This window comes from Glycomyces arizonensis DSM 44726 (genome assembly GCF_000482705.1).
Taxonomy (GTDB): Bacteria; Actinomycetota; Actinomycetes; order Mycobacteriales; family Micromonosporaceae; genus Glycomyces; species Glycomyces arizonensis.
Genome location: NZ_AXWO01000003.1, coordinates 161,088 through 186,277, shown reverse-complemented (window position 1 = coordinate 186,277; position 25,190 = coordinate 161,088). Strand labels below are relative to the sequence as shown.

Annotated in this window: 18 protein-coding genes; 7 read left to right on the top strand and 11 right to left on the bottom strand. The window is 71.0% G+C overall.

The genetic code is table 11. The annotated features are described in order from the left end of the window. Nucleotides 1-2 precede the first annotated feature (2 nt). From H613_RS24495 to H613_RS24485, 5 genes are all read right to left on the bottom strand, one after another. A complete protein-coding gene (locus tag H613_RS24495) occupies nucleotides 3-1,013 on the bottom strand; it encodes a GNAT family N-acetyltransferase (RefSeq protein WP_051392971.1) in 1,011 nt (336 codons plus the stop codon). Nucleotides 1,014-1,021: 8 nt separating this feature from the next. Beyond that, nucleotides 1,022-2,044 (bottom strand): GNAT family N-acetyltransferase, encoded by a 1,023-nt coding sequence (locus tag H613_RS24490; protein ID WP_169731952.1) that lies wholly within the window; start codon nucleotides 2,042-2,044, stop codon nucleotides 1,022-1,024. A gap of 173 nt (nucleotides 2,045-2,217) precedes the next feature. After that, on the bottom strand, nucleotides 2,218-2,421 hold the full coding sequence (locus H613_RS0105250; protein ID WP_026922995.1) for a cold-shock protein: 204 nt from the start codon (nucleotides 2,419-2,421) through the stop codon (nucleotides 2,218-2,220). A gap of 612 nt (nucleotides 2,422-3,033) precedes the next feature. Next, entirely contained in the window at nucleotides 3,034-4,917 is a 1,884-nt protein-coding gene (locus H613_RS0105245; RefSeq protein ID WP_035736278.1) for an ABC transporter ATP-binding protein, read from the bottom strand. Between the two features lie 311 nt (nucleotides 4,918-5,228). Then, the gene (locus H613_RS24485; protein ID WP_051392969.1) at nucleotides 5,229-5,495 is read right to left on the bottom strand and encodes a helix-turn-helix domain-containing protein; all 267 of its coding nucleotides are present in this window, start codon (nucleotides 5,493-5,495) and stop codon (nucleotides 5,229-5,231) included. A gap of 104 nt (nucleotides 5,496-5,599) precedes the next feature. Here H613_RS24485 and H613_RS0105235 point away from each other — a divergent pair, with 104 nt between their 5' ends. Further along, nucleotides 5,600-6,847, top strand: a complete 1,248-nt coding sequence (locus H613_RS0105235; protein WP_156925835.1) for a hypothetical protein — start codon at nucleotides 5,600-5,602, stop codon at nucleotides 6,845-6,847. Between the two features lie 7 nt (nucleotides 6,848-6,854). Here H613_RS0105235 and H613_RS0105230 read toward each other — a convergent pair whose 3' ends face one another. After that, the gene (locus H613_RS0105230; RefSeq protein WP_026922992.1) at nucleotides 6,855-8,474 is read right to left on the bottom strand and encodes an ABC-F family ATP-binding cassette domain-containing protein; all 1,620 of its coding nucleotides are present in this window, start codon (nucleotides 8,472-8,474) and stop codon (nucleotides 6,855-6,857) included. A gap of 264 nt (nucleotides 8,475-8,738) precedes the next feature. On the opposite strand from H613_RS0105230, the gene H613_RS24480 reads away from it, so the two are divergent. After that, entirely contained in the window at nucleotides 8,739-9,548 is an 810-nt protein-coding gene (locus tag H613_RS24480) for a M23 family metallopeptidase (RefSeq protein WP_169731951.1), read from the top strand. Nucleotides 9,549-9,578: 30 nt separating this feature from the next. Here the strand turns inward: H613_RS24480 and H613_RS0105220 are convergent, their stop codons facing one another. The 4 genes from H613_RS0105220 to H613_RS24470 form a co-directional block, all read right to left on the bottom strand. Then, on the bottom strand, nucleotides 9,579-10,619 hold the full coding sequence (locus tag H613_RS0105220; RefSeq protein ID WP_211234710.1) for an SAM-dependent methyltransferase: 1,041 nt from the start codon (nucleotides 10,617-10,619) through the stop codon (nucleotides 9,579-9,581). A 41-nt stretch (nucleotides 10,620-10,660) separates the two neighbouring features. Then, on the bottom strand, nucleotides 10,661-11,692 hold the full coding sequence (locus H613_RS0105215) for a LacI family DNA-binding transcriptional regulator (protein ID WP_026922990.1): 1,032 nt from the start codon (nucleotides 11,690-11,692) through the stop codon (nucleotides 10,661-10,663). After that, nucleotides 11,689-14,577, bottom strand: a complete 2,889-nt coding sequence (locus H613_RS24475) for a glycoside hydrolase family 3 protein (RefSeq protein WP_084546366.1) — start codon at nucleotides 14,575-14,577, stop codon at nucleotides 11,689-11,691. The genes H613_RS0105215 and H613_RS24475 overlap by 4 nt, the downstream gene beginning before the upstream one ends. A gap of 249 nt (nucleotides 14,578-14,826) precedes the next feature. Further along, nucleotides 14,827-16,077 carry an ROK family transcriptional regulator gene (locus H613_RS24470; RefSeq protein WP_211234709.1) on the bottom strand — a complete coding sequence of 417 codons (1,251 nt, stop codon included), beginning with the start codon at nucleotides 16,075-16,077 and terminating at the stop codon, nucleotides 14,827-14,829. Nucleotides 16,078-16,377: 300 nt separating this feature from the next. Between H613_RS24470 and H613_RS0105200 the strand changes: the two genes are divergently transcribed. The 5 genes from H613_RS0105200 to H613_RS0105180 all read left to right on the top strand — a co-directional run bounded on the left by H613_RS0105200 (nucleotide 16,378) and on the right by H613_RS0105180 (nucleotide 22,020). Beyond that, complete coding sequence (locus tag H613_RS0105200; RefSeq protein ID WP_156925834.1) at nucleotides 16,378-18,069, top strand: type 2 periplasmic-binding domain-containing protein; 1,692 nt, start codon at nucleotides 16,378-16,380, stop codon at nucleotides 18,067-18,069. 86 nt (nucleotides 18,070-18,155) lie between these two features. After that, complete coding sequence (locus H613_RS0105195) at nucleotides 18,156-19,139, top strand: ABC transporter permease (protein WP_026922988.1); 984 nt, start codon at nucleotides 18,156-18,158, stop codon at nucleotides 19,137-19,139. Then, the gene (locus H613_RS0105190; protein WP_051392967.1) at nucleotides 19,136-20,080 is read left to right on the top strand and encodes a carbohydrate ABC transporter permease; all 945 of its coding nucleotides are present in this window, start codon (nucleotides 19,136-19,138) and stop codon (nucleotides 20,078-20,080) included. Before H613_RS0105195 ends, H613_RS0105190 begins: the two co-directional genes overlap by 4 nt. A gap of 192 nt (nucleotides 20,081-20,272) precedes the next feature. After that, on the top strand, nucleotides 20,273-21,235 hold the full coding sequence (locus tag H613_RS0105185; protein ID WP_026922986.1) for a daunorubicin resistance protein DrrA family ABC transporter ATP-binding protein: 963 nt from the start codon (nucleotides 20,273-20,275) through the stop codon (nucleotides 21,233-21,235). Next, nucleotides 21,232-22,020 (top strand): ABC transporter permease, encoded by a 789-nt coding sequence (locus tag H613_RS0105180; protein WP_026922985.1) that lies wholly within the window; start codon nucleotides 21,232-21,234, stop codon nucleotides 22,018-22,020. The genes H613_RS0105185 and H613_RS0105180 overlap by 4 nt, the downstream gene beginning before the upstream one ends. Here the strand turns inward: H613_RS0105180 and H613_RS24465 are convergent. Further along, on the bottom strand, nucleotides 22,010-24,868 hold the full coding sequence (locus tag H613_RS24465; protein WP_051392966.1) for an AfsR/SARP family transcriptional regulator: 2,859 nt from the start codon (nucleotides 24,866-24,868) through the stop codon (nucleotides 22,010-22,012). The genes H613_RS0105180 and H613_RS24465 overlap by 11 nt on opposite strands. Between the last annotated feature and the right edge of the window lie 322 nt (nucleotides 24,869-25,190).

Here is a 25,190-nt window from a genome sequence, read left to right as displayed (position 1 = left end):
TCCTATGTGCGCTTGTAGGAGACGAGGGCGTCGACCGGCTCGAAGCCGAGGCGCTCGTTGACGGCGACCATGTGCGCATTGACGTCGGCGTTGCCGGTCCAGATCGCTGTGACGTGTCCGAAGCGCTCGCGCAGCTGCCGCAGGTTGGCGAGCTTGGTCAGCAGGCCGAGCCGGTGTCCGCGGTGCGCCGGGTCGACGATGGTGATGCCCTGGTAGGCGTCGGTGTCGTCCTTCAGGGCGAAGAGCGCCGAGTTCGCGGCCATGACGCCGCTGCCCTTGTGGACGGCCACGGCGCGGAGGCACGTCACCCCCACGCCTTCATCGCGGTCGTCCCGGGCGCGGACGTGGTCGACGTCGATCTCGCGGCTGCGCAGGTCCACATCGCCGAGCGGGATCTCGTCGAAGATCATGGAGTCGATGCGGCCCAGCTGCTCCAGGTACCGCTCGGGGGTGCGCCCGGCCCAGCACACGAGCTCGTAGTCATCGCCGGAGGCCGCCTCGGCCTCAGATCGGAGGCGCCGCTCGGTCGCGGCGTCGAAGGCCGCGACCTCCAGACGCCGGTGCACTTCGGTGAGCGCTGCGGTGAAGCCGTGCTTCTCCAGGAACTCCGGTCCGGCAGTCGAGCGGACCGGGCCGTCCTTCCAGGTGGCGCGGGCGACGACGACGACTTCGGTGCGGGATTCGGTGCGGGCGGTCTCCAGCAGGTGCTCGAGCAGGGCCGTGCCGACGCCGCGGCGTCGGTGCTCGGGGTGGACCGATATCTCGGCCTCGGCGTAGTGGGCGTTCTCCTTCATCGGCAGGTAGACGCGCAGATAACCGAGCGCCTGCTCGCCGTCGACCGCGAGGTGGCCGCGCAGCTCGGCGTGCGGCAGGGGCTGCGCGAGCTCGTCGCTGAAGTAGCGCTTCGGCCCGCGAGGCAGCTCGGGCGTATCGGCGCGGTGGACGCGTTCCAGCAGTGCCCAGGCGCGGTCGACCTGGTCGGCGTCGGTGGGATCGAGGCGTTGGATCTCCATGGTGCTCCTCAGGCTTCGAGCTTGCGCTGGTATTCGCCCACGGCGTCGACGGTCTCGTAGCCGAGCGCGACGTTGATGGCGATCATGTGGGCGTTGACGTCGGCGTTGTCGGTCCAGATGGTCCGCACGTTCGGGAAGCGCTCGCGCAGCTGCCGGAGGTTGGCGAGCTTGGTCAGCAGGCCGAGGCGGTGGCCGCGGTGCGCCGGGTCGACGATGGTGATGCCCTGGTGGGCGGCGGTGTAGGGGCCCTCGTCCACGCCGATGCCGCTCCAGGCGACGATCTCGCCGGTGGCCTTGTCGACCGCGACGCTGTCGACCATGATGAGGCCTTCGGCCTCGTTGACGGCCTCGGCGGCGCGGATCTTCTCGACGTCGGACTCCTCGGGCTCCACGTCGAGCTCGCCGAGCGGGACCTCACTGAGGATCATCGTGTCCATGCGGCACAGGGAGACGACGAGGTCGTCGGGGGTGCGGCCGATCCACTGGCGCAGTTCGTAGGCGTCGCCCGCGGCATCGAGTGCCTCGGCGAACATGCGGTCCTCTTCGGACGGTTCGATCGCGTCCACCGCGCAGCGGCGGTTGACGGAGGTGAGCGCCCGCGAGAACCCGCGCTTCTCGAGGAACCTCGCGCCCGCCTCGGAGCGGACCGGGCCGCCTTCCCAGAAGAGCGGGGCCTCGGTGTTGAGCGTGGTGCGGCCCTCCTCCCGGCTGAGCTCGACGGCCTGGTCGAGGAGCGCCGAGCCGATGCCGCGCTTGCGGTGGTCGGGGTGGACGTGCAGTCGGAATTGGGCGAGGTGCGGATTCGAGTCGAGATGGAAGGTGACGGACAGGTGACCGACGACGCGGCCTTCCTCTTCGGCGGCGAACCATCGCCTGGCGCGGCCGGGCCATTGATGGGTGAAGGTGGTCTCGAAGAAGCGCCGCACCGGGACCGGGTTCTCCGGCGTGTCGGCGGCGTGCGCGGCGGTGAGGACGTCGAAGGCGCCCGCGATGCGGTCGGGATCGGAGGCGTCGAACTCGGTTATCTGCATGGCGTTCAGTGTGGTCGGCGGATCCGACACGCTCAACCGGATTTCCGTGCGAGGGGGCGGCCAGCCGACCGGGCGCAATGGGAATCGGCCATTGCGCTGTCCGGCTGCGGGCAGCATAGAAGCCGCTGTCCTTCGCATTGAAGGGCAGCGGCTTCGTGTGCTAAGAGACGGGACTAGATGGTGCGCAGGTTAGCGGCCTGCGGACCCTTCTTGCCCTGCTCGACGTCGAATTCCACCCGCTGGTTCTCTTCCAGGGAACGGTAGCCGTTTCCGCTGATAGCGGAGAAGTGGACGAAAACGTCCGGGCCGTTTCCATCGGGAGCGATGAAGCCGAAGCCCTTCTCAGAGTTGAACCACTTCACGGTGCCTTGCGCCATTACTTACTATCCTTGCGATGTTGATTTTCAGATCGGCGGCCGGTCGTCCCAGGGGGTTGAAGACCTAGTAGAACCGGACCGTTGTTTGATCTGAGATGTGCCGCCATTACTGGCGCTTCACCAACCCGGCAGTTGCCTGACCGGGGTGGCTATTGGACCTTACAGCACTTTCGCCTCCGTGTAACCGGGCATCACGAAAAAATCCTCGCATCGAGCGACCTGAGCAGGGATTATCCGTGTTTGCTTCCAGCTGATATGGGCCAACTCACTGAAACCGGAGCGTTTTGCGGGGGTTTGCACCGTGTGCATACCCGGTTTTCGGTCTGGATTCCGCCTCCCTCGGCGATGCGCGCCCCTCCCGTCCCAGCTTCACCGAGGCGGGAAGGGGCGGGGCGGTCGGCGCCGGTTCTGGTCGGCGCTGTCGCACGCCGACCGTCTCGCTTCGTCCGGCGCTCTGTGCATCCGGACCGTTTCGCCTCGCTCAGCGTTGGGCGCGCGCTCCGCTGCGCTCAGCGCTGCTACACGCGGTCCGCTGCGCTCGGCGCCCTACATCCGGTTCGCTCCGCTGCGCCCCGCGCCCTACACCTGGTTCGCTCCGCTGCGCTCCGCGCCCTACATCCGGTTCGCTCCGCTGCGCTCCTCGAACTGCGTCCGGTACAGCTCCGCGTAGAGGCCGCCGCGGGCCACCAGGTCCTCGTGGGCACCCGTCTCGACGACCCGGCCGTTCTCCAGCACCAGGATCTTGTCCGCCCGGCGCACCGTCGACAGCCGGTGGGCGATCACCAGCGACGTCCGGCCCTCCAGGGCCGTGTCGAGCGCGTCCTGCACGGCCGCCTCGGACTCCGAGTCCAGGTGCGCCGTCGCCTCGTCGAGGATCACGATCGGCGGGGCCTTGAGCAGGACCCTGGCGATCGCCAGGCGCTGCTTCTCGCCGCCGGAGAACCGGTAGCCCCGCTCGCCCACCACCGTGTCGAGCCCGGACTCCAGGCGCCGCACCACGTCGCCGATCTGCGCGCGCTCCAGCGCCTCCCAGATCTCGACGTCGCTCGCCTCCGGCCTGGCGTAGCGCAGGTTCTCGCGGACCGTGTCGTGGAACAGGTGCGCGTCCTGGGTGACCATCCCGATGTGGGCGGCCAGCGAGGCCTGCTGGAGTTCGCGCACGTCGATCCCGCCGATCTCGACCGCGCCGCCGGTCACGTCGTACAGGCGCGGCACCAGGCTCGCCGTGGTGGTCTTGCCGGACCCCGAGTGCCCGACGAGCGCCACCAGCTCCCCCGGCTCGACGGTGAACGACACGTCGTGCAGGACGGTGCGCCCGTTGTCGCTGCGGTCGGGCCGCGCCAGGTCCTCCAGGCTCGCCAGCGAGACCTCCGCGGCGCCCGGGTAGCGGAACTCCACGCCGCGGAAGGCGATCGACGACGCGCCGTCGGGCAGCTCCTTAGCGTCCTCGGCGTCCTGGATCAGCGGCTTGAGGTCGAGGACCTCGAAGACCCGCTGGAAGCTCACCAGCGCGCTCATCACGTCGACGCGCACGTTCGACAGGGCCGTCAGCGGCCCGTAGAGGCGGGTGAGCAGCAGCGCGAGGGTGACGACCGTCCCGGCCGTCAGCGTGCCGCCGAAGACGAGCGAGCCGCCCAGGCCGTAGGCGAGGGCCTGCGAGAGCCCGGCGACGAGGGTGAGCGCGACGATGAAGGTCCGCGCGTACATCGCGGTGGTGACGCCGATGGCGCGCACGCGGTCGGCCTTCTGGCTGAACTCGTCGGACTCGGTCTCGGGGCGCCCGAAGAGCTTGACGAGCATCGCGCCGCCCACATTGAACCGCTCGGTCATCTGGGTGTTCATGGCGGCGTTGAGGTCGAAGCTCTCCTTGGTGAGCGCCGCGAGGCGCCTGCCGACCCATTTGGCGGGGATGATGAAGACGGGCACCAGGACCAGCGAGAGCAGGGTGATCTGCCAGGACTGGAAGAACATGACGCCGAGGGTGAGCGCGACGGCGATGCCGTTGGAGACCAGGCCCGAGAGGGTGGAGGTGAAGGCCCGCTGGGCGCCCATGACGTCGTTGTTGAGCCGGGAGACGAGCGCGCCGGTCTGCGAGCGGGTGAAGAAGGCGACCGGCATGGACTGCACGTGGTCGAACACGGCGCGGCGCAGGTCGAGGATGATGCCTTCGCCGAGTTTCGCGCCGTACCAGCGCATGAAGAGCGAGACGACGCCTTCGACGAGGGCGAGCGCGGCGATGATGGCGGCGAAGGTCAGGACGCCGCGCTGGGTGCCGCCGGGGGCGGTGAGCTCGTTGACGATGTCGCCGGCCAGGACGGGGGTGGCGACGCCGATCGCGGCGATGGCGGTGACCAGGATCAGGAAGATCACGATGTCGCGGGCGTAGGGCCTGGCGAAGCGGAGGATGCGGCGCTTGACGCCGCGGGTGAGCTTGACGCCCTTGAGGTCGTCGCCTCGCCGCAGGGAGCGCATGGCGTCCCATCCCCCGGCTCCCATTGATGACACTTGGCCTCCCGAACGTCAGGCGCCCAAGGGTCTGCGGTCGGCGGGGCTTGGGCTTGGTCGTGCTGCGCGTGATCGCGCCACCGATTATCAACGCAGGGAGGTCCGGCGTTTATTTCACGGCCGCCGCGAGTGACGCGGGCCTGGCCGGACGGCTTCAGACTCGCGCGGCGGGCACGCGGGGCGCGGGAGTGCCGATGGCGGGCTCGGCATCGCGTCGGCGGCCGTCCGGCGGCGAAGACGCGCCGCTCGCGCGGGTCGGCGGCCCCGGTCCCGCGTGAGGGTGCGGGACGCGGCGCGCCGTGTCAGCGCCCGCGCGCCTTGCGGGCGCCGCCGCGGGTTCTGAGCTTGACGCCACCTTCGCTGAGGAGGCGGTGCACGAACCCGTATGAGCGTCCTATGGTTGAGGCGATGTCCCGGATGCTCTGCCCTTTCAGGTATTCGGCGGTGACGTGCTCGGTCAGCTCGCGGCGTTCGTCGCCGCGGACCTGCCGGTTCGGATCGGTTCTGGAGGTGCCTGGAGCAGTGCCTGCGTCGAGGTCACTGCGGGGTGCGGGAGCGTCGGGGTTCATTTGTCCTTCCTTGAGTACGGACGGTGATCAACGTGTCTTGTGAAGTTTGCCGGAGTTCCGCTGCCTGGCGGTCACTTCTGTCGGATACCCGATAGTTTCGTGACGTGACCGCGCCGCAGACTCCGCTAACCGGCTCGGTGGACGCCCTCGCCGAGAGCCGGGTGCGCCACCAGCAGTGGCGTGACATCGTCATCTGGGTGTCGCTGCTGGTCGCGACGCTGACGCTGGCCTCGGTGGCCGTGTCCTTCTCCGAGGTGGTGGGGCCCTCCACGCTGCCGTGGTGGCCGTCTCAGAACCTGTCGCTGCACGTCACCGCCGGCATGGTGGTCGCGCCGCTGACGGCCGCGGCGGTGCTGTGGGCCGCGCACCGGCCCGCGGCGGCGCGGATGTCGTGGCACAACCTGCTGGTGCTGTCCTATCTGGCCTCGCTGACGTGGTCGGGGGCGCTGCACACCAATGTCGACCCCACCACCACTCCGACCGATACGCCCGGTTCGGTCGCCGCCATCGGGCAGCTCGTGGCCTACACCGGTTCGCAGGCGGGCCTGGCCATCACCGTCACGGCGCTCTCGTGCCTGGCGGTGCCGCTGACGCTCGTGGCGGTCCGATCGGTGTGCGGGCCGGTCGCGGCCCGCGCGCTCGCGCCGGTGCTCATCCTCGGCCCGTGGGCGGCCTGGACCACCCTGGGCATGGACGGCGTCGCCGCGGCCGCGTGCGCCGCGGTCCTCGCCGCGGGCGCGGTGACCTCCGAGCGGCGCGTCAAGGGCGGCCGCGCGTTCTGGGGCGCGGCGGCCACCGGCGGCCTGCTCGGGATCGCGGCGCTGCTGTCCTACGGGGCGGCCTGGTTCGCCGTCTCGCTGCTGTGCCTGTACTTCGCGCGCCGCCGCCCCTGGCACATCCTCACGTCCGCCGCGGCGGCCCTGGGCGTGCTGGCGTTCGCGGCGACGTTCGGCAATTCGTGGCCCGCGGGGCTGATCGACACGTACGACGCGGCGGTCGGCGAGATCGCGGCGCATCCGGGGCAGCTGTGGTGGCTGCTGCTCATGCCGGCGCTGGTGTGCGCGGCGTGCGGCCCGGCGATCGTGGAGAGCCTGCGGCGCTTCGGGACCGGTTCGGCGTGGCCGCTCATGGCCGGGCCGATCATGGCGCTGCTGCTGGCGCCGCTGAGCGGCGCGAACCCCGATCGGCCCGAGTACGGCTGGGTGGCGCTGTGCCCGTGGCTGGTCGTGGCGGCCACCGCGTCGCGGCACGGTTCGAGGGCCGCCGAGCGGCGCGGCCGGTCGATCAGGGTGCCGCTGATGGCGTCGGCCGCCGCGGGGGCGTGCGCCGCGATCGTGATGATGTACTCCTGAGCGGTCCTCAGGCGAGTTCGACGAGTTCCATCAGGTCGTCGGACCAGAGGTCCTCGTCGCCGTCGGGCAGGAGGATCGCCCGCTCGGGGCGCAGGGCCTCCACCGCGCCCGGGTCGTGGGTGACCATGACGATCGCCCCGGCGAAGCCGTCGACGGCGTCGAGCACCTGCTGGCGGCTCGCCGGGTCGAGGTTGTTCGTCGGCTCGTCGAGCAGCAGCACGTTCGCGCCCGAGCAGACGAGGCTGGCCAGCGCCAGGCGGGTCTTCTCGCCGCCGGAGAGGACGTGCACGGGCTTGTGGACGTCCTCGCCGGGGAACAGGAACGCGCCGAGGATCTTGCGCAGTTCGGCGTCCGGCAGGTCCGCGCCCGAGTCGGAGGCGGCGGACTGCATCTGCTCCAGGACGGTCCCGGTGTGGTCGAGCGTGTCGTGCTCCTGCGCGAAGTAGCCGATGCGCAGCCCGTGTCCGGGGGTGACCTCGCCGGTGTCGGGTTCGAGCGACCCGCCCAGGATGCGCAGCAGCGTTGTCTTGCCCGCGCCGTTGAGGCCGAGGATGACCACGCGCGAGCCGCGGTCGATCGCCAGGTCGACCCCGGAGAAGATCTCCAGCGAGCCGTAGTGCTTGGACAGGCCGGCGGCGGTGAGCGGGACCTTCCCGCACGAGGCGGGCTGGGGCAGGCGCACGTCGGCGACCTTCTCGGTCAGGATGTCGTCTTCGAGGTCGTCGATCATGGCCTCGGCGCGGCGCAGCATGTTCTTGGCGGCCTTGGCCTTGGTGGCCTTCGCGCCGAGCTTGGCGGCCTGCTTGGTGAGGGCGGTGGCCTTCTTCTCGGCGTTGGCCCGCTCGCGGCGGCGCCGCTCGGCGTCCTCGGCCCGCTGGCGCTGGTAGGCCTTCCAGCCGAGGTTGTAGGCGTCGATGACCGAGCGGGTGGGGTCGAGGAACCACACCTTGTTGACGACCTCGTCGAGCAGTTCGACGTCGTGCGTGATGAGCACCAGGCCGCCCTTGTGCCCGGCGAGGAAGCCGCGCAGCCAGTTGATGGAGTCGGCGTCGAGGTGGTTGGTGGGCTCGTCGAGCAGGAGGATGCCGTCGCCGTCGTCGGCGAAGAGGATGCGGGCGAGCTCGACGCGGCGGCGCTGGCCGCCGGAGAGGGTCGCCAGCGACTGGCCGAGGATGCGGTCCTCCAGGCCGAGGTTCGAGCAGATGCGCGCGGCGTCGGCCTCGGCCGCGTAGCCGCCGCGGGCGGCGAACTGCTCTTCGAGGCGGGAGTAGCGGCGCACGAGCTTGTCGCGGTACGCGTCGTCGACGGTCTCGGCGAGCTCGGCCTCGGTCTTCTGGAGGTCGGCGAGCAGCCGGTCGAGGCCGCGCGCCGACAGCACGCGGTTGGCGGCGGTCTGGGAGAGGTCGGCGAAGCGCGGGTCCTGCGGCAGGTAGCCGAAGGGCCCGTTGCTCTCGATGCGGCCGTCGTAGGGCTGGGTGAGACCGGCGAGGACGTTCATCGTCGTGGTCTTGCCGGCGCCGTTGCGGCCGACGAGGCCGATCCGGTCACCGGGCTGCACTCGCAGATCGGCCCCGGACAGGAGGATGCGCGAACCGGCGCGCAGCTCGAGACCGGTGGCGGTGATCATGGCACTCCCCCAAGACATTGATTCGATTGCCCGAGCGGGCAGACCCGTCAAGTCTAGGCGGCGGCGCGCGTCACGGTCATCCCGATATAGCCGAGAACACTGCGTGGACATGTTCGATCACTGAACGTGAACACCCTCATCCTTTCGTAGGAGCGCTCGCCGACCGCGAAGTCCTAAAAGCCTGGAAAGCGGACCACTTGGGGCGTTGTATCACCTGGTCATGGACCATGTGTCCGGATCGGACCGGGTAGATTTCCCCGCGCTATGGGCATACACGATCTTTCCGACAAGCACCCCGACCGTGAATCCTCCAGCCGCCGCCTCCGGGCCGTGGAGCGACTGCGCCGGATCCGTCGCGAACGTCACACCCGTCGTCTCGTGACCGCGGGCCTGGTCACCGCGATCACCACCGGGGTGGTGCTGGCGACCGCCTGCGGTCAGGCCGCCGAGGCCCGGTCCGAACGGGCCGCCGAAGCGCTCAATTCGCCACAGACCGCCTGGCCGGTCGAAACGGTGCTCGACGAGATCGCCGTGCAGCGCGAGGCCGCGCGCTCGGCGGTCGAGGTGGGCGCCGCCGCCGAGGCCGAGAAGCGGGCGCTCGACGAGGCCGAGGCGGAGGTCCAGGCCGAAGCCGAGCGCGAGGCCGCCGAGGCGGCCGCGTACGAGGCGGCGCACCCGCACTGGGTCACCCCCTCCGACGACGAGATCTCCTCCGACTTCGGCGAGCGCTGGGGCCGGATGCACGAGGGGCTGGACTTCGCGAACGAGCCCGGTGAGCCGAACCTGGCCATCGGCGACGGGACGGTCACCTTCACCGGCTGGGTGAGCGGCTACGGCAACTTCGTCGTGATCGACCACGGCGGCGGCATCGAGACCGCCTACGGGCACGCCGACGAGATCCTCGTCAACCTCGGCGAGGACGTCGACCCCGGCGAGAAGGTGTCCCTGACCGGCAACACCGGCCACTCGACCGGTCCGCACCTGCACTTCGAGGTCCGCATCCACGGCGTGCCGGTCGACCCGCTCCCGTGGCTCGAAGACCACGGCGTGGTGCCACCCGAAAACGACACGTGACCGAGGGCGGCGCCCGACCGGGGCCCGGCCCTAGGACGGGGCCCCGGACCGCTTGCGGGCGATCACGGTGATCTCATGCCGGTTGTGGCGCAGCTGGCGGGCGTGCAGGATCTCGTAGGCCTCGCCGAGCCGCCGCAGACCGGCGTCGACGGTCTCGAGGACCTCCCGGCTGCCGGTCTTGAGCGTCACGACCGCGAGCGCGCCGGGCGCGAGGGTCTCGGCGGCGCGGACCATCAGGTCGCAGCTGAGGTCCGGGTCCATGCGCATGTCGTTGACCGCGACGTCGAAGACGGTCCGGTTGCTGCGCAGGAACCTCCCGGCGGTGAGCGCGAGGTGCCTGATCCCGTCGTCGCCGTCGAGGCGCTCGTCCAGGTCGCCGGGGTCGACGGCCCACACGCGCAGGCCGTGCAGGCGCAGGATGCGGGTCCAGCCGCCGGGGGCGGCGCCGAAGTCGACGGCCCTGCCGCCCTCGGGCAGCTCGAGGCCGAACTCCCCGATCGCCTCCTCGAGCTTGAACTCGGCGCGGGAGATCTGGTCGCGGCTCTTGGACAGGCGCACGCCGCCGCCGGGCCAGTCGCTGAGGCTGTCGCGGGTCTCGTTGACGCCCAAGAGCACCCCTCGGTCGGTGAGGCAGCACGAGAGGGTGTGGAACCGGCCGGACCTGGCCACCTCGTAGCCGGCGCCGCGGAGGCGGTCGGCGACGGCGGCGAACGCCTGGGCGGGCCCGAAGTCGTAGCCGGACCGGCCGCTCACCCACGACTGGACGGCGATGTCGCTCTCGACGCCGGCCTCGCGCACCGCTTCGAGGGCGGCGTCGGCGATCCGGTCGAGGTCCGCGTCCGGTGCGAGCAGCGCCGACTCGACGGTGAGGTGCCTGGGGAAGACCAGCGGGGCCTCCTCGCAGCGGTCGGCGACCTCCTGGGCGGTGAGGCCGGGAGCGGTGACGACGACCGTCTCGGGGCCGATCGGCTCCACCGCGGCCTCGGGTCCGAGTTCGAGCTCGAGTTCCCGGATCGCCAGGGGGAGCGACTCTTCGGCCGCCGAGACCACGACCCGCTGCTCTGTGAACACGCGGCCATTCTGCCACACGGCCCCCGCGCGGCCCCCGTTCGTCAACGGACCGTGAGCTGCGGTTCGACGAGCGTCGATTCGGGGACGTCGAGGCCGTCGAGCTTGCGCATCAGGTGGCCCACGGCGATCTCGGCGAGCCGCTCGGCCGGGACCAGCACCGAGGGGAGCCGGGGGTGGACGCGCTCGCCGACCTCGTCGGGGCCGATGACGACGACGTGGAAGTCCTCCCCCACCAGCTTCCCGGCGTCGGACAGCGCGTGCATCACGTGCGGGACGGCCGGTTCGTTGTGCACGGCCAGGCCGGTCAGACCGGGCCGGGAGGCCAGCAGCTCCTTGACGGTCCGCTGCACCGAGACCGGGTCGTCCGGGCACGGCACGGCCACGGCCGAGTTCGCGAGGCCGTAAATTGGCTTGGTCTCGGCGCGGTCGCAGGCCTCGCGGCGGCCGAGGAAGCCCGCGCGGACCCGCTCGGCGAAGCCGGTGCGCCGCTCGTAGACGGCCTCCGAGGCGCCCAGGAGGGCGATGTCGCGGCAGCCGCGGCCGATCAGGTAGTCGGCGCATTCGCGGCCGGCGGCGGTGAAGTCGAGGTCGACGCAGGTCAGCCCGGCGGCGTCGGCGGGGAACCCGATGAGGACGCTCGGCAGGCCGAGGCGGCGCAGGGCCTCCACGCGCGGGTCGCGGACCTCGACGTCCATGAGGATGAGCCCGTCGACGATCGAGGAGGCGGCCACGCGCGCGAGCCCGGCGGGGCCCTCGTCGGCGGTCATGAGCAGCACGTCCTGGTCGTGGCGCCGGGCCTCGGTGACCGCGCCGGAGGCGAACTGCATCAGCACCGGCAGGTGCATGCCGTCGCGCAGCGGCAGCATCATGGCGACGACCCCGGCGCGGCGGGACGCGAGCGAGCGGGCCCCGGCGTGCGGGTGGTAGCCGAGCTCGGCCACCGCGTCCATGACGCGCTGGGCGGTGGCGGGCGAGATCGACCGCTTCCCGCTCAGGACGTATGAGACGGTGCTCGCGGCGACTCCGGCCCGCGCCGCCACGTCGGCGATGGTGACGCCGCGGGAGCCGTTCACCGCTCGGCCCGCCCGAAGCCGAGCGACGCCAGGCGGACCCGGCCGCTCTCGAAGCTGACGTAGAGGTCCTTGACGCCCTCGGCGCGGCCGAGTTCGACGGTGACGTCGGTGTAGTCGTAGACGCCGCCGGTGGCCGGGGTGTCGATCTTGGCGAGGACGTCGCCGTCGAGCGGGTCGTCGACGCGCAGGGTGAGCTGGGAAGGCTGCCCGGCGACGCGGGCGGTCACGGTCGCGTATGCGGCGTCGCCGAAGTCGCAGTCGCCGAGCATGATCCAGCCTCCGGCCTCCTCGGCGGCGATGACGTCGCCGGACACCTGGTCCTCGTCGCGCCACAGGACGCCGGAGTAGGCGTCGTTGGCGGCCGCGGCGAGCGGGGTCGTGAGGTCGCGGGGGCCGACCACCTCGCCGTCGACGCGGACCGACGCCGAGAGGACGATGTCGGTGGCCGAGCGGCCGATCATGAGCCGCTGGCGGCTCTTCTCGACGATCATGCGGCCGGTGACGTTGTCCCAGTGCGCGAGGTCGCATACGGCGACGGTGAACGAGACGGTCCGCGTCTCGCCCGCGGCCAGGCGGAGCTTCTCGAAGCCGCGCAGCTGGCGCAGCGGCTGCTTGACGCGCGAGCCGCACTGGTGGGAGTAGAGCTGGACGACTTCGACACCGTCGCGCTCGGAGGCGTTGGTCACGTCGACGGTGACGGCGAGCTCGTCCCCGGCGGCGGCCAGGGTGCGGTCGACGGTGAGGTTCGCGTAAGTGAAGTCGGCGTAGGACAGGCCGTGCCCGAAGGGGAACAGCGGCTGGCCGAGGTAGTACATGTAGGTCGCGTCGGAGGCGATGATGTCGTAGTCGAGCATCGCGGGAAGCTCGGCGGCGTCGGTGTACCACGTCTGCGGCAGGCGGCCCTCGGCGTCGCGGTCGCCGAAGAGGACGTCGGCCAGGGCGTGGCCCCATTCCTGTCCACCGTGGCCCGACCACACCACCGCGGGCGCGTGCCGCGCGGCCCAGGCGGGGGCGAAGGGATAGGACGAGGACATGACCAGAATGGTATTCGGGTTCGCCTCGCAGACCCGGCGCAGGAGCCATTCCTGTGCATTGGGGAGGTTGAGGTCGGTGCGGTCCTCGGTCTCGCGGCCGTTGACCAGCGGGTGGTCGCCGACGACCACGACGGCGACGTCGGCGGCGGCGGCGAGCTCGGCGGCGGCGTCGTGGCCCTTGGAGACGAACTCGAAGTCGAACGCGGCCGCGTTCGCGGCGTCCCCGCTCAGCGTCAGGCGCCCGTCCTCGCCGATGGCGAACCACTTGCCGGTCTCGGCGCCCTCCTCCTTGTGGATCTGGCGGAGGGTGATCTTGCCGCCCTCGACCTCGACGATCTTGAACGTCTCGATGACGTCCCATTCGCTGGGGCCCTTGGAGTCGGCGGTGACGGTGCCGTCGACGCGTCCGGCGATGAACCTGCCGGTGGCGACGTTGCGGGCCGCGTACGACCAGCCGCCCCAGTCGAAGAGGTCGAACTGGGCGGCGGCGCCGGTGGACTCGGCGATGCTCACCGACGAGCCGTCGGACGACGCGGTGACGTAGCCGTTCTTGTGGCGCAGGCGGACGCGGTCGACGCCTTCCGTGCAGCGCACTTCGGCGCGCTCGGCGAGGCCCGCGCGGGCGGTGACGGCGTAGGGCAGCGTGCCGGAGTACCAGTCCTCGAACTGGACATCGGCGAGCGGGCCGATGACGGCGATCGTCTTCGGCTCCCGCAGCGGCAGGATCCCCGTGTTCTTGAGGACGGTGATCGACTGGGTGGCGGCCTCGCGGGCGAGGGCCCGGTGCGACTCGGAGTCGACGGCCTCGTCGCCGATGGCCGCGTACGGGTCCTCGGGGTCGAACTCGCCGAGCCCGAAGCGGACGGTGAGGCCCCGGCGCACGGCGGTGTCGACGTCGTCCTCGCCCAGCAGGCCGCGTTCGAGGGCGGCCTCGATGTGGCCGAGGACGGCCTCGGGCTTGTCGTCGTCCTGGGTGAAGGAGTCCAGCCCGGCCTTGACGGCGTGGGCGTAGGCGGTCGGCAGGTCGTCGAAGTAGCCCTGGAGACCGGCGAGGTTGTTGGGGGCGTAAGCGTCGGAGACGATGAGGACCTCGTCCGCGGTCCAGGTGCGCAGCTCGGTGTTCACCAGCGGGGAGACGTGCGCGGGGCGGCCGTTGACGAGGTTGTAGGACAGCATGACCGCCACGGCGTCACCGCTCGCCAGTGCCGGGCGGTGGGCGGCGAACTCGTATTCGCGCAGCACGCGCGGCGGCATGTTGGACGAGGTGGTGCAGCGGTCGGCCTCGTTGCCGTAGGCCAGGAAGTGCTTGACGGTGGGCGCGGTCTTCCAGACCTCGCCCTCGCCTTTGAGGCCGCGGGCGTAGGCGGCGCCCATGAGGCCGGTCATCCAGGCGTCCTCGGAGTAGCCCTCCTCGTTGCGGCCCCAGCGCGGGTCGCGCAGCGGGTTGACGGTGGGGGCCCACACGTTGCGCCCGGCCCCCGCCGGGTCGCGGTGGTGGTAGGCGAGGACCTCGTCGGCGACGGCGGCGCCCACGGACTGGACGAGTTCGGGGTTCCAGGTGGCGCCGAGCGCGACGACCTGCGGGAAGACGGTGGCCTCGCCGAGCCACGCGAGGCCGTGAAGGGCCTCGGTGCCGGTCTTGAACGGGCCGATCCCGAGCCGTTCGACGGGGCGGTGGTACTGGTGGAGCAGGCCGACCTTCTCGTCGAGGGTGAGGCGGCCGAGGAGGTCGGCGACGCGCTCGGCGCGGGGCAGGGAGGGGTCGCGGAAGGCGGGCTGGGCTTCGTCAGTGTGGAAAGCGCCGCGTTCACTCCGGTTCGGGGTGTGGGCGGGGCGACGGGTGTGGGTCATCGTGATTTCCTAGCTTGGACGCCGCTGTCTTGTCGAAGCGCTTCGATTACGGAAACAGAAAACCTGGTTACGGCTTTCGAAGCGCTTCGATTGAAGGAATAGAAGTGTTCTACACCGGCGCTCCCTCGCCCGTCAAGGCGGGCGGGGGCCGAGCGGCGGTGCGGTCGTCGCCGCAGGCCCGGGACCTGCGGCGACGGCCGAGGTAACAGTTGGGGAACGAAGCCGGTCAGGAGCCCGGACGAAGCGCGGTCAAGAGCCCAGCGGGGTGGGCATGAGACCGGCGTCGATGTCGTTGAGGATGCCGGTGGCGGCGCCGAGTGCGGGGGCCTCGTGGCCGAGGGCGGAGACGACGATCTCGGTGCCTCCGGCGCCCGAGGCGTGGGCGCGCGCGGCGAGCTCGGCCTCGGCGGCGGGGACGATCCACGGACTCAGGGCCTGGTAGTGGCCGCCGAGGACGACCGCCTCGGGGTTGAGCAGGTCCACGGCCAGCGCGATGCCCGCGCCGAGGGCCCGCCCGATGCGCTGGAGGGCCGCCGCGACGTCGGCCTCCCCTGCGCGGGCGCGGGTGACGATGTCCTCGACTTCGGCCTCGACTTCGGCCCCGGCGATCTGGTCGGTCTCGGCCAGCTCGGCCAGGACGGCGCTGACGCTGGCGAGGTCCTCGACGCGGCCGGTGCGGCCGTCGATCTCGATGAGGAGGTTGCCGATCTCCCCGGCGAAGCCGGTGGCGCCGCGGCGCAGCTCGCCGTCGACGATGAGCCCCGAGCCGAGGCCGACCTCGCCGGTCAGGTAGATCATGTTGCCGACCCCCGCGTAGGCGCCGAAGCGCTGCTCGGCGACGGCGCCGAGGTTGGCGTCGTTGTCGACCGAGACGGCGTACTTCGGATCGCGCATGGCCGCGTGGAGGCGGGCGGTGAGGTCGAAGTCGTCCCAGCCGAGCATGGGGGCGCGCTGGACGACGCCGTCGTTGTCGATCATGCCGGGCACGGCGACGGCGAGGCCGAGGATCTGGCGGCCCTCGGCGTCCATCTTGTCCACGGCGCGCTTGGCGAGGCCGGCCAGGGCCGAGACCGACTTGCCCGCGGTGGACCCGGCGCCGTCGTGGGCGCGGCGCCAGCTGAGGAGCCGGTTGCCCGCCAAGTCGACCGCGACGAGCGTCATGTAGTCCACATTGACTTCGACGCCGAGTGAGGCGTAGTAGCCGGTGTCCACACTCAGCAGCACGGCGGGCCGTCCGATGTTGCCGATGACCGATCCGGACTCGCGCAGGACGCGGCGCTCGATGAGCTCGGCGACGAGACTGGAGACGGTGGCCTTGTTCAAGCCGGTCTTGGCCGCCAGGTCGGCGCGCGAGCACCGCCCCTCGGCGCGGACCTGGCGCAGGACGTAGCCCAGGTTGTTGGCGCGCACGTCGGTGAAGTCGGCTCGCCGGGCGCGGCCGGTCCCCCCCTCGGCGCCGACGCCCTGGCCGGGGGTCTTCGCCGCTATGCGCATCGCCATTCTTACCTCCTGCTGAACTTGTGGCTCCTCCACGGCGACGCTTGCGAGCCGCGGATCGGCCTCCACGGCAGAGCTTGCGAGCCGTAGATGGAATTGTCTTCGATGGCGACAACCGGTCGTCACGAGGCCCCGTCCGGCGACGCCTTTCCCGAATCGTGATCAATCCGCGATGGATTCGCCCGGACCCCTCGCTTGTAGCGGTTATCACCGTGCGCTACTTTAGTTTATCGAGCAGCCGAACTAACTACCGGCTCTCACACCTCTCAACCCTCACGAATACTTGACCGAAAGGACCGCAACGTGGCTACTCCCTCCCGCAGGTCGCCGTTCAGGCGCCGCTCCCTCTTCAAGGCAGCCGGCCTCGGCGCCGCAGGAGCCGCGGGCCTGCCCATGATCGCCGCTTGCAGTGACATCGAATCCGGCGGCGGCACCTCCCAGACCACCGAGGGCTTCGACTTCCTGCCCACCTACAAGGAATGGCCCCTCCCGTTCGAGCCCGACCTGGTCGGCGAGCCGCCGAACCACCCCTCGGGGTTCACCAGCTACCCCGAGCCGGTCCAGGCGGTCACCGATCTGCCCTCCGGCAGCGGCACCTACGAGATCACCATGCCGGTCTGGGGCACGGTTCCTTCCGCGGACGACCCGTACTACGCGGGCCTCCACGAGGCATGGGGCGGCACCGAGATCAACCTGCGCCAGGCCGACGGCAACACCTACGCGGAGACCTCCGCGCAGTGGATCCAGGCGAACGAGTTCGGCAACGGCATCTACCTGTTCAGCTGGATGCTCTCCTCGCAGAGCAACTTCCGCGAGACGGTCGTCAACAGCTTCTACGACCTGACCGACATCCTCAAGGGCGACATCGCCGACCGCTGGCCGCTGCTGGCCGGGCGCCAGACCGCCGCCTGGGGGCAGTCGGTGTGGTCCACCGACCCGGAGGACCCCGAGTCCGCCCGCATCTTCGGCGTCCCCGGCAGCATCTGGGGCGGCCCCGGCAACGGCCTGCTCGCCCGCACCGACCTGCTCGAGGCCGACGGCCTGGCCATGCCGACCTCGGTCGAAGAGCTCCTCGAAGTCGCCCGCACCTGGTCCGACGACGCGGCCGGGCGCTGGGCCTTCCTCGGCCTCGACTACATCTCGCCCCAGTGGTTCAACCTGGCCAGCGGCGACGGCTGGTACTGGGACGAGGAGCAGGACAAGCTCATCCACAACTGCGAGCGGCCCGAGTACACCGAGTGGCTGGAGTTCCGCCGCACCGCCTGGGACGAGAAGCTCGTCCACCCCGACGCCCCCAGCGGCACGCTCGACGGCAAGGAACTGCACAAGGCCGGCACCATCCTGTTCCAGCAGGACAACATGTCGTGGTGGCAGGACTACTCCACCCAGGCCGCCGGCGGCCAGGTCGAGGGCGCGATCGCCCCGGTCGGCGCGCTCGCCGCGAACGGCCGGACCCCGCTGGTCCACGTCGGCACCGGCGTGGAGGGCTGGCTGTTCCTCAGCAAGGACCTCGACCAGGAGCAGGTCGAGGAGATCCTCGACGTCGCCAACTGGTGCTCCGCCCCGTACGGCACCAAAGAGTACGAGATGCTGTGGTACGGCTTCGAGGGCGAGCAGTTCGAGTACGGCGAGGACGGCACCCCGGTCCACACCGAGGTCGGCACCGAGGTCGTCCAGGCCCCGGTCAACTTCAAGACCTTCTCGGGCCAGGTGCAGACCTTCCTCACCGGCGCCCCCGACTTCGTCCAGGCGAAGTTCGACTACAACGCGTCGGTCAAGGACTACGCCGAGGTCAACATCTGGGAGGGCATGCGGGTCGAGGGCCCGGCCGACTTCAAGACCGCCGGTCAGACCCTGATCGACCAGCAGGACGACATCGCTTACGGACGCGCCGACCTCTCGGCGATCCCCGAGATGGTCGAGACGTTCCTCAACAACGGTGGCGAGGCCGGTCGCGAGCACTACACGGCCGCGTACAAGGCCCTCCACGGCTGACCGACCGGCCGGGCGGCCTCGCGGTCGTCCGGCCGTCGCCGTTCCCCCGACCCTCCACCGGACTCACGACTGGATTCTCAAAAGCAATGGCAGCACTCAAGACCTCAGCGCCTCCGGCCGCAGGCGGGGCTCCGGACAGGCCTCGCATCGTCCGCAAGCAGACGGTGTCGCAGCGGCTTCGCCACGACTGGCCCCTGCTGATCATGACCCTCCCGGCGCTGGCCCAACTCTCGGTGTTCTTCTACTGGCCCTCGTCGTGGAACATCATCGCGTTCATGGACTACAGTCCGTACCGGCCCTTCTGGGAGAACCCGTTCGTGGGCTTCGCCTGGTTCGGGCGGCTGTTCTCCGACCCGTACTTCATGCCCGCGCTGGTCAACACGCTCCAGTTCGCGCTGGCGCAGCTGGCCCTCGTCTTCCCGCTGTCGATCTTCCTCGCCCTGGTCATGCACAGCGTCATCTCGACCCGGGTCCGCAGCGTCTTCCAGTCGATCGTCTACCTGCCGTACTTCTTCTCCTGGGTCCTGGTCGTCACCGTGTTCATCCAGATGCTCGGCGCCGACGGCCTGGTCAGCAACTGGATGCTGGGCTTCGGCGGCGACAGGCTCAACGTCACCGCCGACCCCGACAGCTTCATGTTCCTGGCCTGGATGCAGTGGACGTGGAAGGACGCGGGCTGGGGCATGATCATCTTCCTGGCCGCGCTCTCGTCGATCAATCCCAGCCTCTACGAGGCCGCCGCCGTCGACGGGGCGAGCCGCTGGCGCCGCATGTGGCACATCACCCTCCCCGGCATCAGGCCGGTCATCGTGCTCCTGCTCATCCTCCAGATCGGCACCATCCTCACCGTCGGCTTCGAGCAGTACCAGCTCCAGCGTGAGGCCGTCGGCTACCAGACCACCGAAGTGCTCGACACCTTCGTCTACTACCGGACGATCCTGTCTTCCAACGGCGAGTCGCTCGGCACCGCGGCGGGCCTGTTCAAGGGCATCATCGGGCTGCTGCTGGTCCTGGCCGCCAACCACATCGCCCACCGCCTCGGAGAGCAAGGGATCTACCAGAAGTCATGAGCACCACCGACATCCGCCTCCAAAAGCCGCGAGTCAAGAACCGGCGGCCCTCCTGGGACGAGGAGCCGTCGCTCTTCGGGAAGCTGACCAAGGCCGCGTTCCTGATCTGCTACGCGGCGGCCATCATCATCCCGCTGTGGGCGGTCGTGGCCACCAGCTTCGCCAGCGAGGACGCGCTCAACCGCGCCGGCGGGAACCTGCTGATCCTCCCCACCGACTTGAGTCTCCGGGCCTACCAGGAGATCTTCAGCGGCGGGGCGCTCACCGACTCGCTGCTCCTGACGATCATCCTCACCGTCGGCGGCACCGCGATCAGCATGGTGCTCACCATCGGCGCGGCCTACGGGCTCTCGCGGCCCGGATCGCTGGGGCACCGCCCGCTGCTGATGCTGATCCTGTTCACCTTCCTGTTCGCCCCCGGCATGTACCCGAGCTTCCTGGTGGTCCAGCAGCTGGGCCTGTTCGACAACTACCTGTCGCTGATCCTGCCGATGGCGCTCAACGCCTTCAACCTCATCGTGCTGCGCTCGTTCTTCATGACCAGCGTGCCCGGCGAGCTCATCGACGCGGCGAAGATGGACGGCGCCGGGGAGTTCCGGATCCTGTTCCGGGTCGTGCTGCCGATGTCGAAGGCGATCCTGGCGGTCATCGCGCTGTTCTACGCCGTCGGCTACTGGAACATCTACTTCCAGGCGGTGCTGTACACGCCGGGCCTGGACACGCAGCCGATCCAGGTGGTGCTGCAGCGGATGCTCATGTCGACGCAGGGCCTGCCGGGAGCGGCCTCCAACGCCGCGCAGTACCAGTCGACCGCGGCCGCTCCCACGGCGGCGCTCAAGATGGCCGTCGTGGTCTGCACGATCGTGCCGATCGTGATCATGTACCCGTTCATCCAGAAGCACTTCACCAAGGCCGTCATCACGGGGGCCATCAAGGGTTAATTTACGGCTCGCGGACATCGCCGCAAGGGGCTTGATCCCTCCCTTCACCAGGGCCGCATCCCGTCGGGGGTGCGGCCCCTTTCGCTTCCCGCGGCGCGGTGCAAGCGCGGTGCAAGGCCAGTGCGAGCGCGGTGAAAGAACGCGCCCGCACGCTGGTCTCGTCACAGCAAGACGAAACCGGAAAGGCATGCCATGCGACACGCGATCGAGGTCAGAGGGCTGGTGAAGGCATTCGGCGACGTCCGCGCCCTCGACGGCGTCGACCTCACCGCCCCCGCCGGATCGGTCCTGGGAGTCCTCGGCCCCAACGGCGCCGGCAAGACCACCGCGGTCCGGATCCTGAGCACCCTCACCCACCCCGACGCCGGCACCGCCCGCGTCCTGGGGCTCGACGTGGTCGCGAAGGCCGACGAGGTCCGCGACCGCATCGGCCTGACCGGCCAGTACGCCGGTCTGGACGAGAACCTGACCGGCGAGCAGAACCTCGTGCTCATCGCCCGCCTGCTCGGCGCCTCCCGCCCCCAGGCGAAGGCCCGGGCGGCCGAGCTGCTCGAGCGGTTCGACCTCGTCCACGCGGCGAGTCGGCCCGCCGGCAAGTACTCCGGCGGGATGCGCCGCCGCCTGGACCTGGCCGCGTCCGTCGTCCGCCGCCCCGAGGTGCTGTTCCTGGACGAGCCGACCACCGGCCTGGACCCGAAGAGCCGGGGCGGGCTGTGGGACGTCGTCCGCGACCTGGTGGCCGAGGGCACCACGGTGCTCCTGACCACCCAGTACCTGGAGGAGGCCGACCAGCTGGCCGACTCGATCGCGGTCATCGACGCCGGGCGCGTCATCGCCTCCGGCGCGCCGGCCGAGCTCAAGCGGATGGTCGGCGGCCTCGTGCTGCGCATGCGGCCGGTGCGGCCCGAGGCCCTGCCGCAGCTGGTCGTCCTCGCCGACGGGACGATCGGCGCCGCGGCCAAGATCGAGGAGGGCGAGGCGGTCGTGCCGGTCGCCCACGCCGGGGAGGCCACGGCGGTGATGTCGCGCGTGACGCAGGCCGGGGTCGACCTGGCCTCGTTCGGACTCGACGAGCCCACGCTCGACGAGGTGTTCCTGACCCTGACCGGCCACAGGGCCGAGTCGAACGATGAGAAAGAGGAGGTCGCGGCATGACGGCGACGACTTGGAACACGCGCCGCGGCACGTTCGCGCAGACGGCGTCGATGGCGGCGCGCTCGCTCGCCTCGATCAGGAACAACCCGGCGACGCTGATCGAGTTCTTCATGATCCCGCTGATGATCCTGCTGTCCATCACGTTCTTCATGGGCGGCCAGATGATGGGCAGCTGGCAGGACTTCCTGCAGTACGCGGGGCCGACGATCATCGTCATGGGCCTGTTCTTCGCGATCCCGACCACCGGCCTCGGTCTGCACGCCGACCTCAAGTCCGGGGTGTTCGACCGCCTGACGGCGATGCCGGTGTCCCGGTTCGCGCTGCTGGGCGGCCGCGTGGCGGCCGACATGGTCAAGCACGCCTGGGCGCTGCTGGTCGTCGGCGGGGTCGCCTTCGCGATCGGCTACCGGCCCGAGGCCGGTGCCGCCGACGTGATCGCGGCCGCCGCGATCGTGCTGGCCTTCCTCTTCTGCGCTTCCTGGACGATGGTCCTGGTCGGCCTCACCGCCAAGACCGAGGACCAGATCCAGACCTGGATGATCGCGCTGCTGATGCCGCTGTCGTACATCTCGACGGCGTTCATCGAGATCGACACCCTGCCGGACGCGCTCCAATGGGTCGCCAGGGTCAACCCGGTGACCGCGGTGGCCGAATCGGTGCGCGGCGTCCTCGCCGGGGACGTCTCCGGGGGCTACCTGCTGTCCCTGGCCGCCTGGTGCGCCGGAACGCTGGCGGTGTTCGTGCCGCTGTCGCTGCGGGCCTACCGCCGCAAGCTCATGAACTGAACGGCCAGCCCTCGTCGATGCGCATCTCGGCGGCCCGACGCTCCAAGTCGCGGTCGCCGAGTTCGCTCGCCACCTCGGCGAGCTGCCGGTAGAGCCGCTGCGCGACGTCGGAGAACTTGACGTACTCCGGGCGGTCGGCCTCGGCCGCGAGCAGCTCGTCGCGGGCATCCTCGGGCCGTCCGAGGCGGCGCAGGCACACGGCGGCGGAGACGCGCGCCGCCATGACGTTCTCGGAGCTCCAGGAGCGGGCCGCGCGGGCCTGCTCGGTGCGCAGGCGGGCGAGCACGGCCTCCGGGTCGTCGCCGTACGTCGCGTCGAGGCGCCACAGGCTCTCAGTGATGACCGAGTCGGCCAGGTCGGCGCCGAACTCGGACTCGATCCGCAGCGCGCGGGTCAGCAGGCGGCGGGCCTCGGCGTAATCGCCCTTGGCCTCGCTGATCCCGGCCAGGGCCTGGAGCGACATGAGCAGGCCGAAGCGCTCCCCGAGCACTTCGAAGACGGCGTTGCACTCGGTCAGTTCGGCCTCCGCCCGGTCGAGGTCGCCCGCCCGCTCCGAATAGCCGGAGCAGAACAGCAGGACGATGCCCCTGGACTGGAGGTCCTCCTCGCCGTCGAGTCCGTCGAAGGTGCGGCGCACCGCCTCCTCGTCGTCCGCGAGGATGCCCAGCAGCGCCGGGACCAGCTTCAGCGTCGGGAACCGGTCGAACAGGTCGTGCTCTTCGGCGAGCCTGCCGGCCTCCTCCCACCCCGAGGCGATGTCGGAGGGGTCGAGCTGGCCGGCCCACAGGCCCCAGGTGCCCGACATGCAGACCAGGGCCCGGTCGAGGGGGTCGGCCTCCCCTTCCATGGCCCGCACCTGGAACGCCAGCTCCTGGCCCTCCTTGCGGTAGCCGCGCATCCACCAGTACCAGGCGAGGGGCCCCATGATGCGGTGCGCGGCGGCGGCGTTCCCCGCGGCGATCATGCGGCGGACCGCCGCGGTCACGTTGCCGTGGTCGGCGCCGAGGCGGTCGAGCCACTCGACCTGCTCGGCCGCCGCGAAATGCGGCCCGGCCTCGGCGGCGCGGTCGGCGTAGTGCTCGCAGTGGGCGAGGTACATCGCGGCGGTCTCCCCGACCTCGGCGAGCCGCTCGGCGGCGTACTCGCGGACGGTCTCCAGCAGCCGGTACCTGCCGGAGGGGAGCCGCTGGACGAGCGACTTGTCGACGAGCCCGGCGACGGTGTCGACCGAGGTCGAGCACACCTTCGTGACGGCCGCGAGGTCCGCTCCCCCGTTGAACACCGACATGCGGGCCAGGACGCGCCGCTCGGCGGGTTCGAGCAGGTCCCAGCTCCAGTCGACGACGCCGCGGAGGGTGCGCTGCCTGGGGGCGGCGGTGCGGTCGCCCCTGGTGAGGAGGGCGAACCGGTCGTCGAGTCGGGCGGCGAGGTCGTCGAGGGTCATGGAGCGCAGCCGCGCGGCGGCGAGCTCGATGGCGAGCGGCAGGCCGTCGAGCGCGGCGCAGGTGCGGGCGACCAGGGCGGCGTTCGCGCCGGTGAGCGCGAAGGACGGGTCGGACTGGCGGGCCCGCTCGGCGAACAGCCGGACGGCCGAGTACGCCTCCGGAGCCGCGGTGCCGTCCGCGGGGAGGGCGAGCGGGCCGAGCGGGTACACGGCCTCGCCGGTGATGCCGAGGGCCTCGCGGCTGGTGCCGAGCACCCGGAGGCCGGGGACGCGGGCCAGCAGGTGGGCGGTGAGGTCGGCGACCGGCCCGATCAGGTGCTCGCAGTTGTCGACGACGAGGAGCAGTTCGCGGCCGCGCAGGGCCTCCACGAGCCGGTCGCGGGCGTCGTCGGGGCGGCGGGCGAGGATCGACTCGCCGATGCGCAGCGATTCGAAGACCAGGTCGGGCAGTTGGAGCGGGTCGCTGAGCGGCGCGAGTTCGACCAGCCGCACCGTCTCGCCGCGGTCCTCGGCGCGGTGGGCGGCCTCGATGGCGAGCCTGGTCTTGCCGGTGCCGCCGGGGCCGGTGAGCGTGACCAGGCGGCCCGAGTCCATGAGGCCGCCGATGGCGTCGAGGTCGCGTTCGCGGCCGATGCAGGCGGTGAGCGGTTCGGGGAGGGCGCTGGTGCGCTGCGGGGCGGGGGCCGCCTCGACGCCGCGCAGGATGTCGAGGTGGGCGGTGGCGAGGGCGGGCGAGGGGTCGACGCCGAGCTCGTCGGCGAGGCGGGAGCGGGTCTTCTCGTAGACGGCCAGCGCCTCGGCCTGGCGGCCCGCGGCGGCCAGTGCGCGCATGTAGCGCCCGGCGTCGGTCTCGGAGAGCGGGTCGGCGGCGTTGCGGGCGGCGAGTTCGGCGAGGACGGCTTCGGCGCCCTCGAGTTCGAGGCGGGCCTCGACGAGCCGGGAGGCGACGGACTCGCGGCGCGCGGTGAGCCGGGTGGTCTCGGTGTCGGCGAAGGCGGATTCGGCGGCGTCGGCCAGGGCGGGGCCGCGCCACAGCGCGAGGGCCTCCTCGCAGCGTTGCCTGACGGTGCCCGCGGCGGCGCCCGGAGTGGCTGATTCGGACGCGAGGCGCTCGAAGTCGGCGATGTCGGTGGTGGCGTCGGTGAGGCGGTAGCCGCCGGAGTCGGAGCGGAGGCGGTCGCCGATCAGGCGCCTGAGGCGCGAGACCTGGGTCTGGAGCGCCCCGGAGGCGTTGGCGGGCGGCGCGTCCGGCCAGAGGGCGTCGATGAGCGCGGCGGCGGGGACGAGGCGTCCTGGGTCGACGGCGAGGCGGGTGAGCAGGGTGCGCTGCCTCCCGGCGGGCACGGCGGTCTCGGCCCCGGAGTCGTCGAGGACCCGGAGCGGTCCGAGCAGCTCTACACGCATGCCCCAATCTTGCCCGACGGGCCTTCGGCGATGAACTGAAGCATCCGTCGGATGAGCGCGATCGGAAATCGTGTCGCCAATCGGACAGTCCGTGAGCACCGAGTGGGTGAAATGGCGCTTCGGTCCTATCGGCGCTTCGAGGAGACTGGAATGGAACGCAAGGCGCGCAATGGCGGCGACCGTCGGTCATGTCGCTCGGCGCTCGACGATCACTCCCCAGTGGAATCTGCTATTTGCACAGGCAGGTTGCCGCAACGAATCTGCGCATTAGTGTCAATTTCCCGACTCATCGCTCATATGGCCCGTTCGCGCACGTACTGTC

Bases quoted from the DNA above. Each gene is read 5' to 3' on its own strand.
- H613_RS0105230 (WP_026922992.1), bottom strand. From the start codon at position 8,474: ATGATCACCGCCACCGGTCTCGAGCTGCGCGCCGGTTCGCGCATCCTC.
- H613_RS0105190 (WP_051392967.1), top strand. From the start codon at position 19,136: ATGAGCACCACCGACATCCGCCTCCAAAAGCCGCGAGTCAAGAACCGG.
- H613_RS0105250 (WP_026922995.1), bottom strand. From the start codon at position 2,421: ATGGCGCAAGGCACCGTGAAGTGGTTCAACTCTGAGAAGGGCTTCGGC.
- H613_RS24470 (WP_211234709.1), bottom strand. From the start codon at position 16,077: ATGGCGATGCGCATAGCGGCGAAGACCCCCGGCCAGGGCGTCGGCGCC.
- H613_RS24495 (WP_051392971.1), bottom strand. From the start codon at position 1,013: ATGGAGATCCAACGCCTCGATCCCACCGACGCCGACCAGGTCGACCGC.
- H613_RS0105185 (WP_026922986.1), top strand. From the start codon at position 20,273: ATGCGACACGCGATCGAGGTCAGAGGGCTGGTGAAGGCATTCGGCGAC.
- H613_RS0105195 (WP_026922988.1), top strand. From the start codon at position 18,156: ATGGCAGCACTCAAGACCTCAGCGCCTCCGGCCGCAGGCGGGGCTCCG.
- H613_RS24485 (WP_051392969.1), bottom strand. From the start codon at position 5,495: ATGAACCCCGACGCTCCCGCACCCCGCAGTGACCTCGACGCAGGCACT.
- H613_RS24465 (WP_051392966.1), bottom strand. From the start codon at position 24,868: ATGCGTGTAGAGCTGCTCGGACCGCTCCGGGTCCTCGACGACTCCGGG.
- H613_RS0105180 (WP_026922985.1), top strand. From the start codon at position 21,232: ATGACGGCGACGACTTGGAACACGCGCCGCGGCACGTTCGCGCAGACG.
- H613_RS24480 (WP_169731951.1), top strand. From the start codon at position 8,739: ATGGGCATACACGATCTTTCCGACAAGCACCCCGACCGTGAATCCTCC.
- H613_RS24475 (WP_084546366.1), bottom strand. From the start codon at position 14,577: ATGACCCACACCCGTCGCCCCGCCCACACCCCGAACCGGAGTGAACGC.
- H613_RS0105245 (WP_035736278.1), bottom strand. From the start codon at position 4,917: ATGGGAGCCGGGGGATGGGACGCCATGCGCTCCCTGCGGCGAGGCGAC.
- H613_RS24490 (WP_169731952.1), bottom strand. From the start codon at position 2,044: ATGCAGATAACCGAGTTCGACGCCTCCGATCCCGACCGCATCGCGGGC.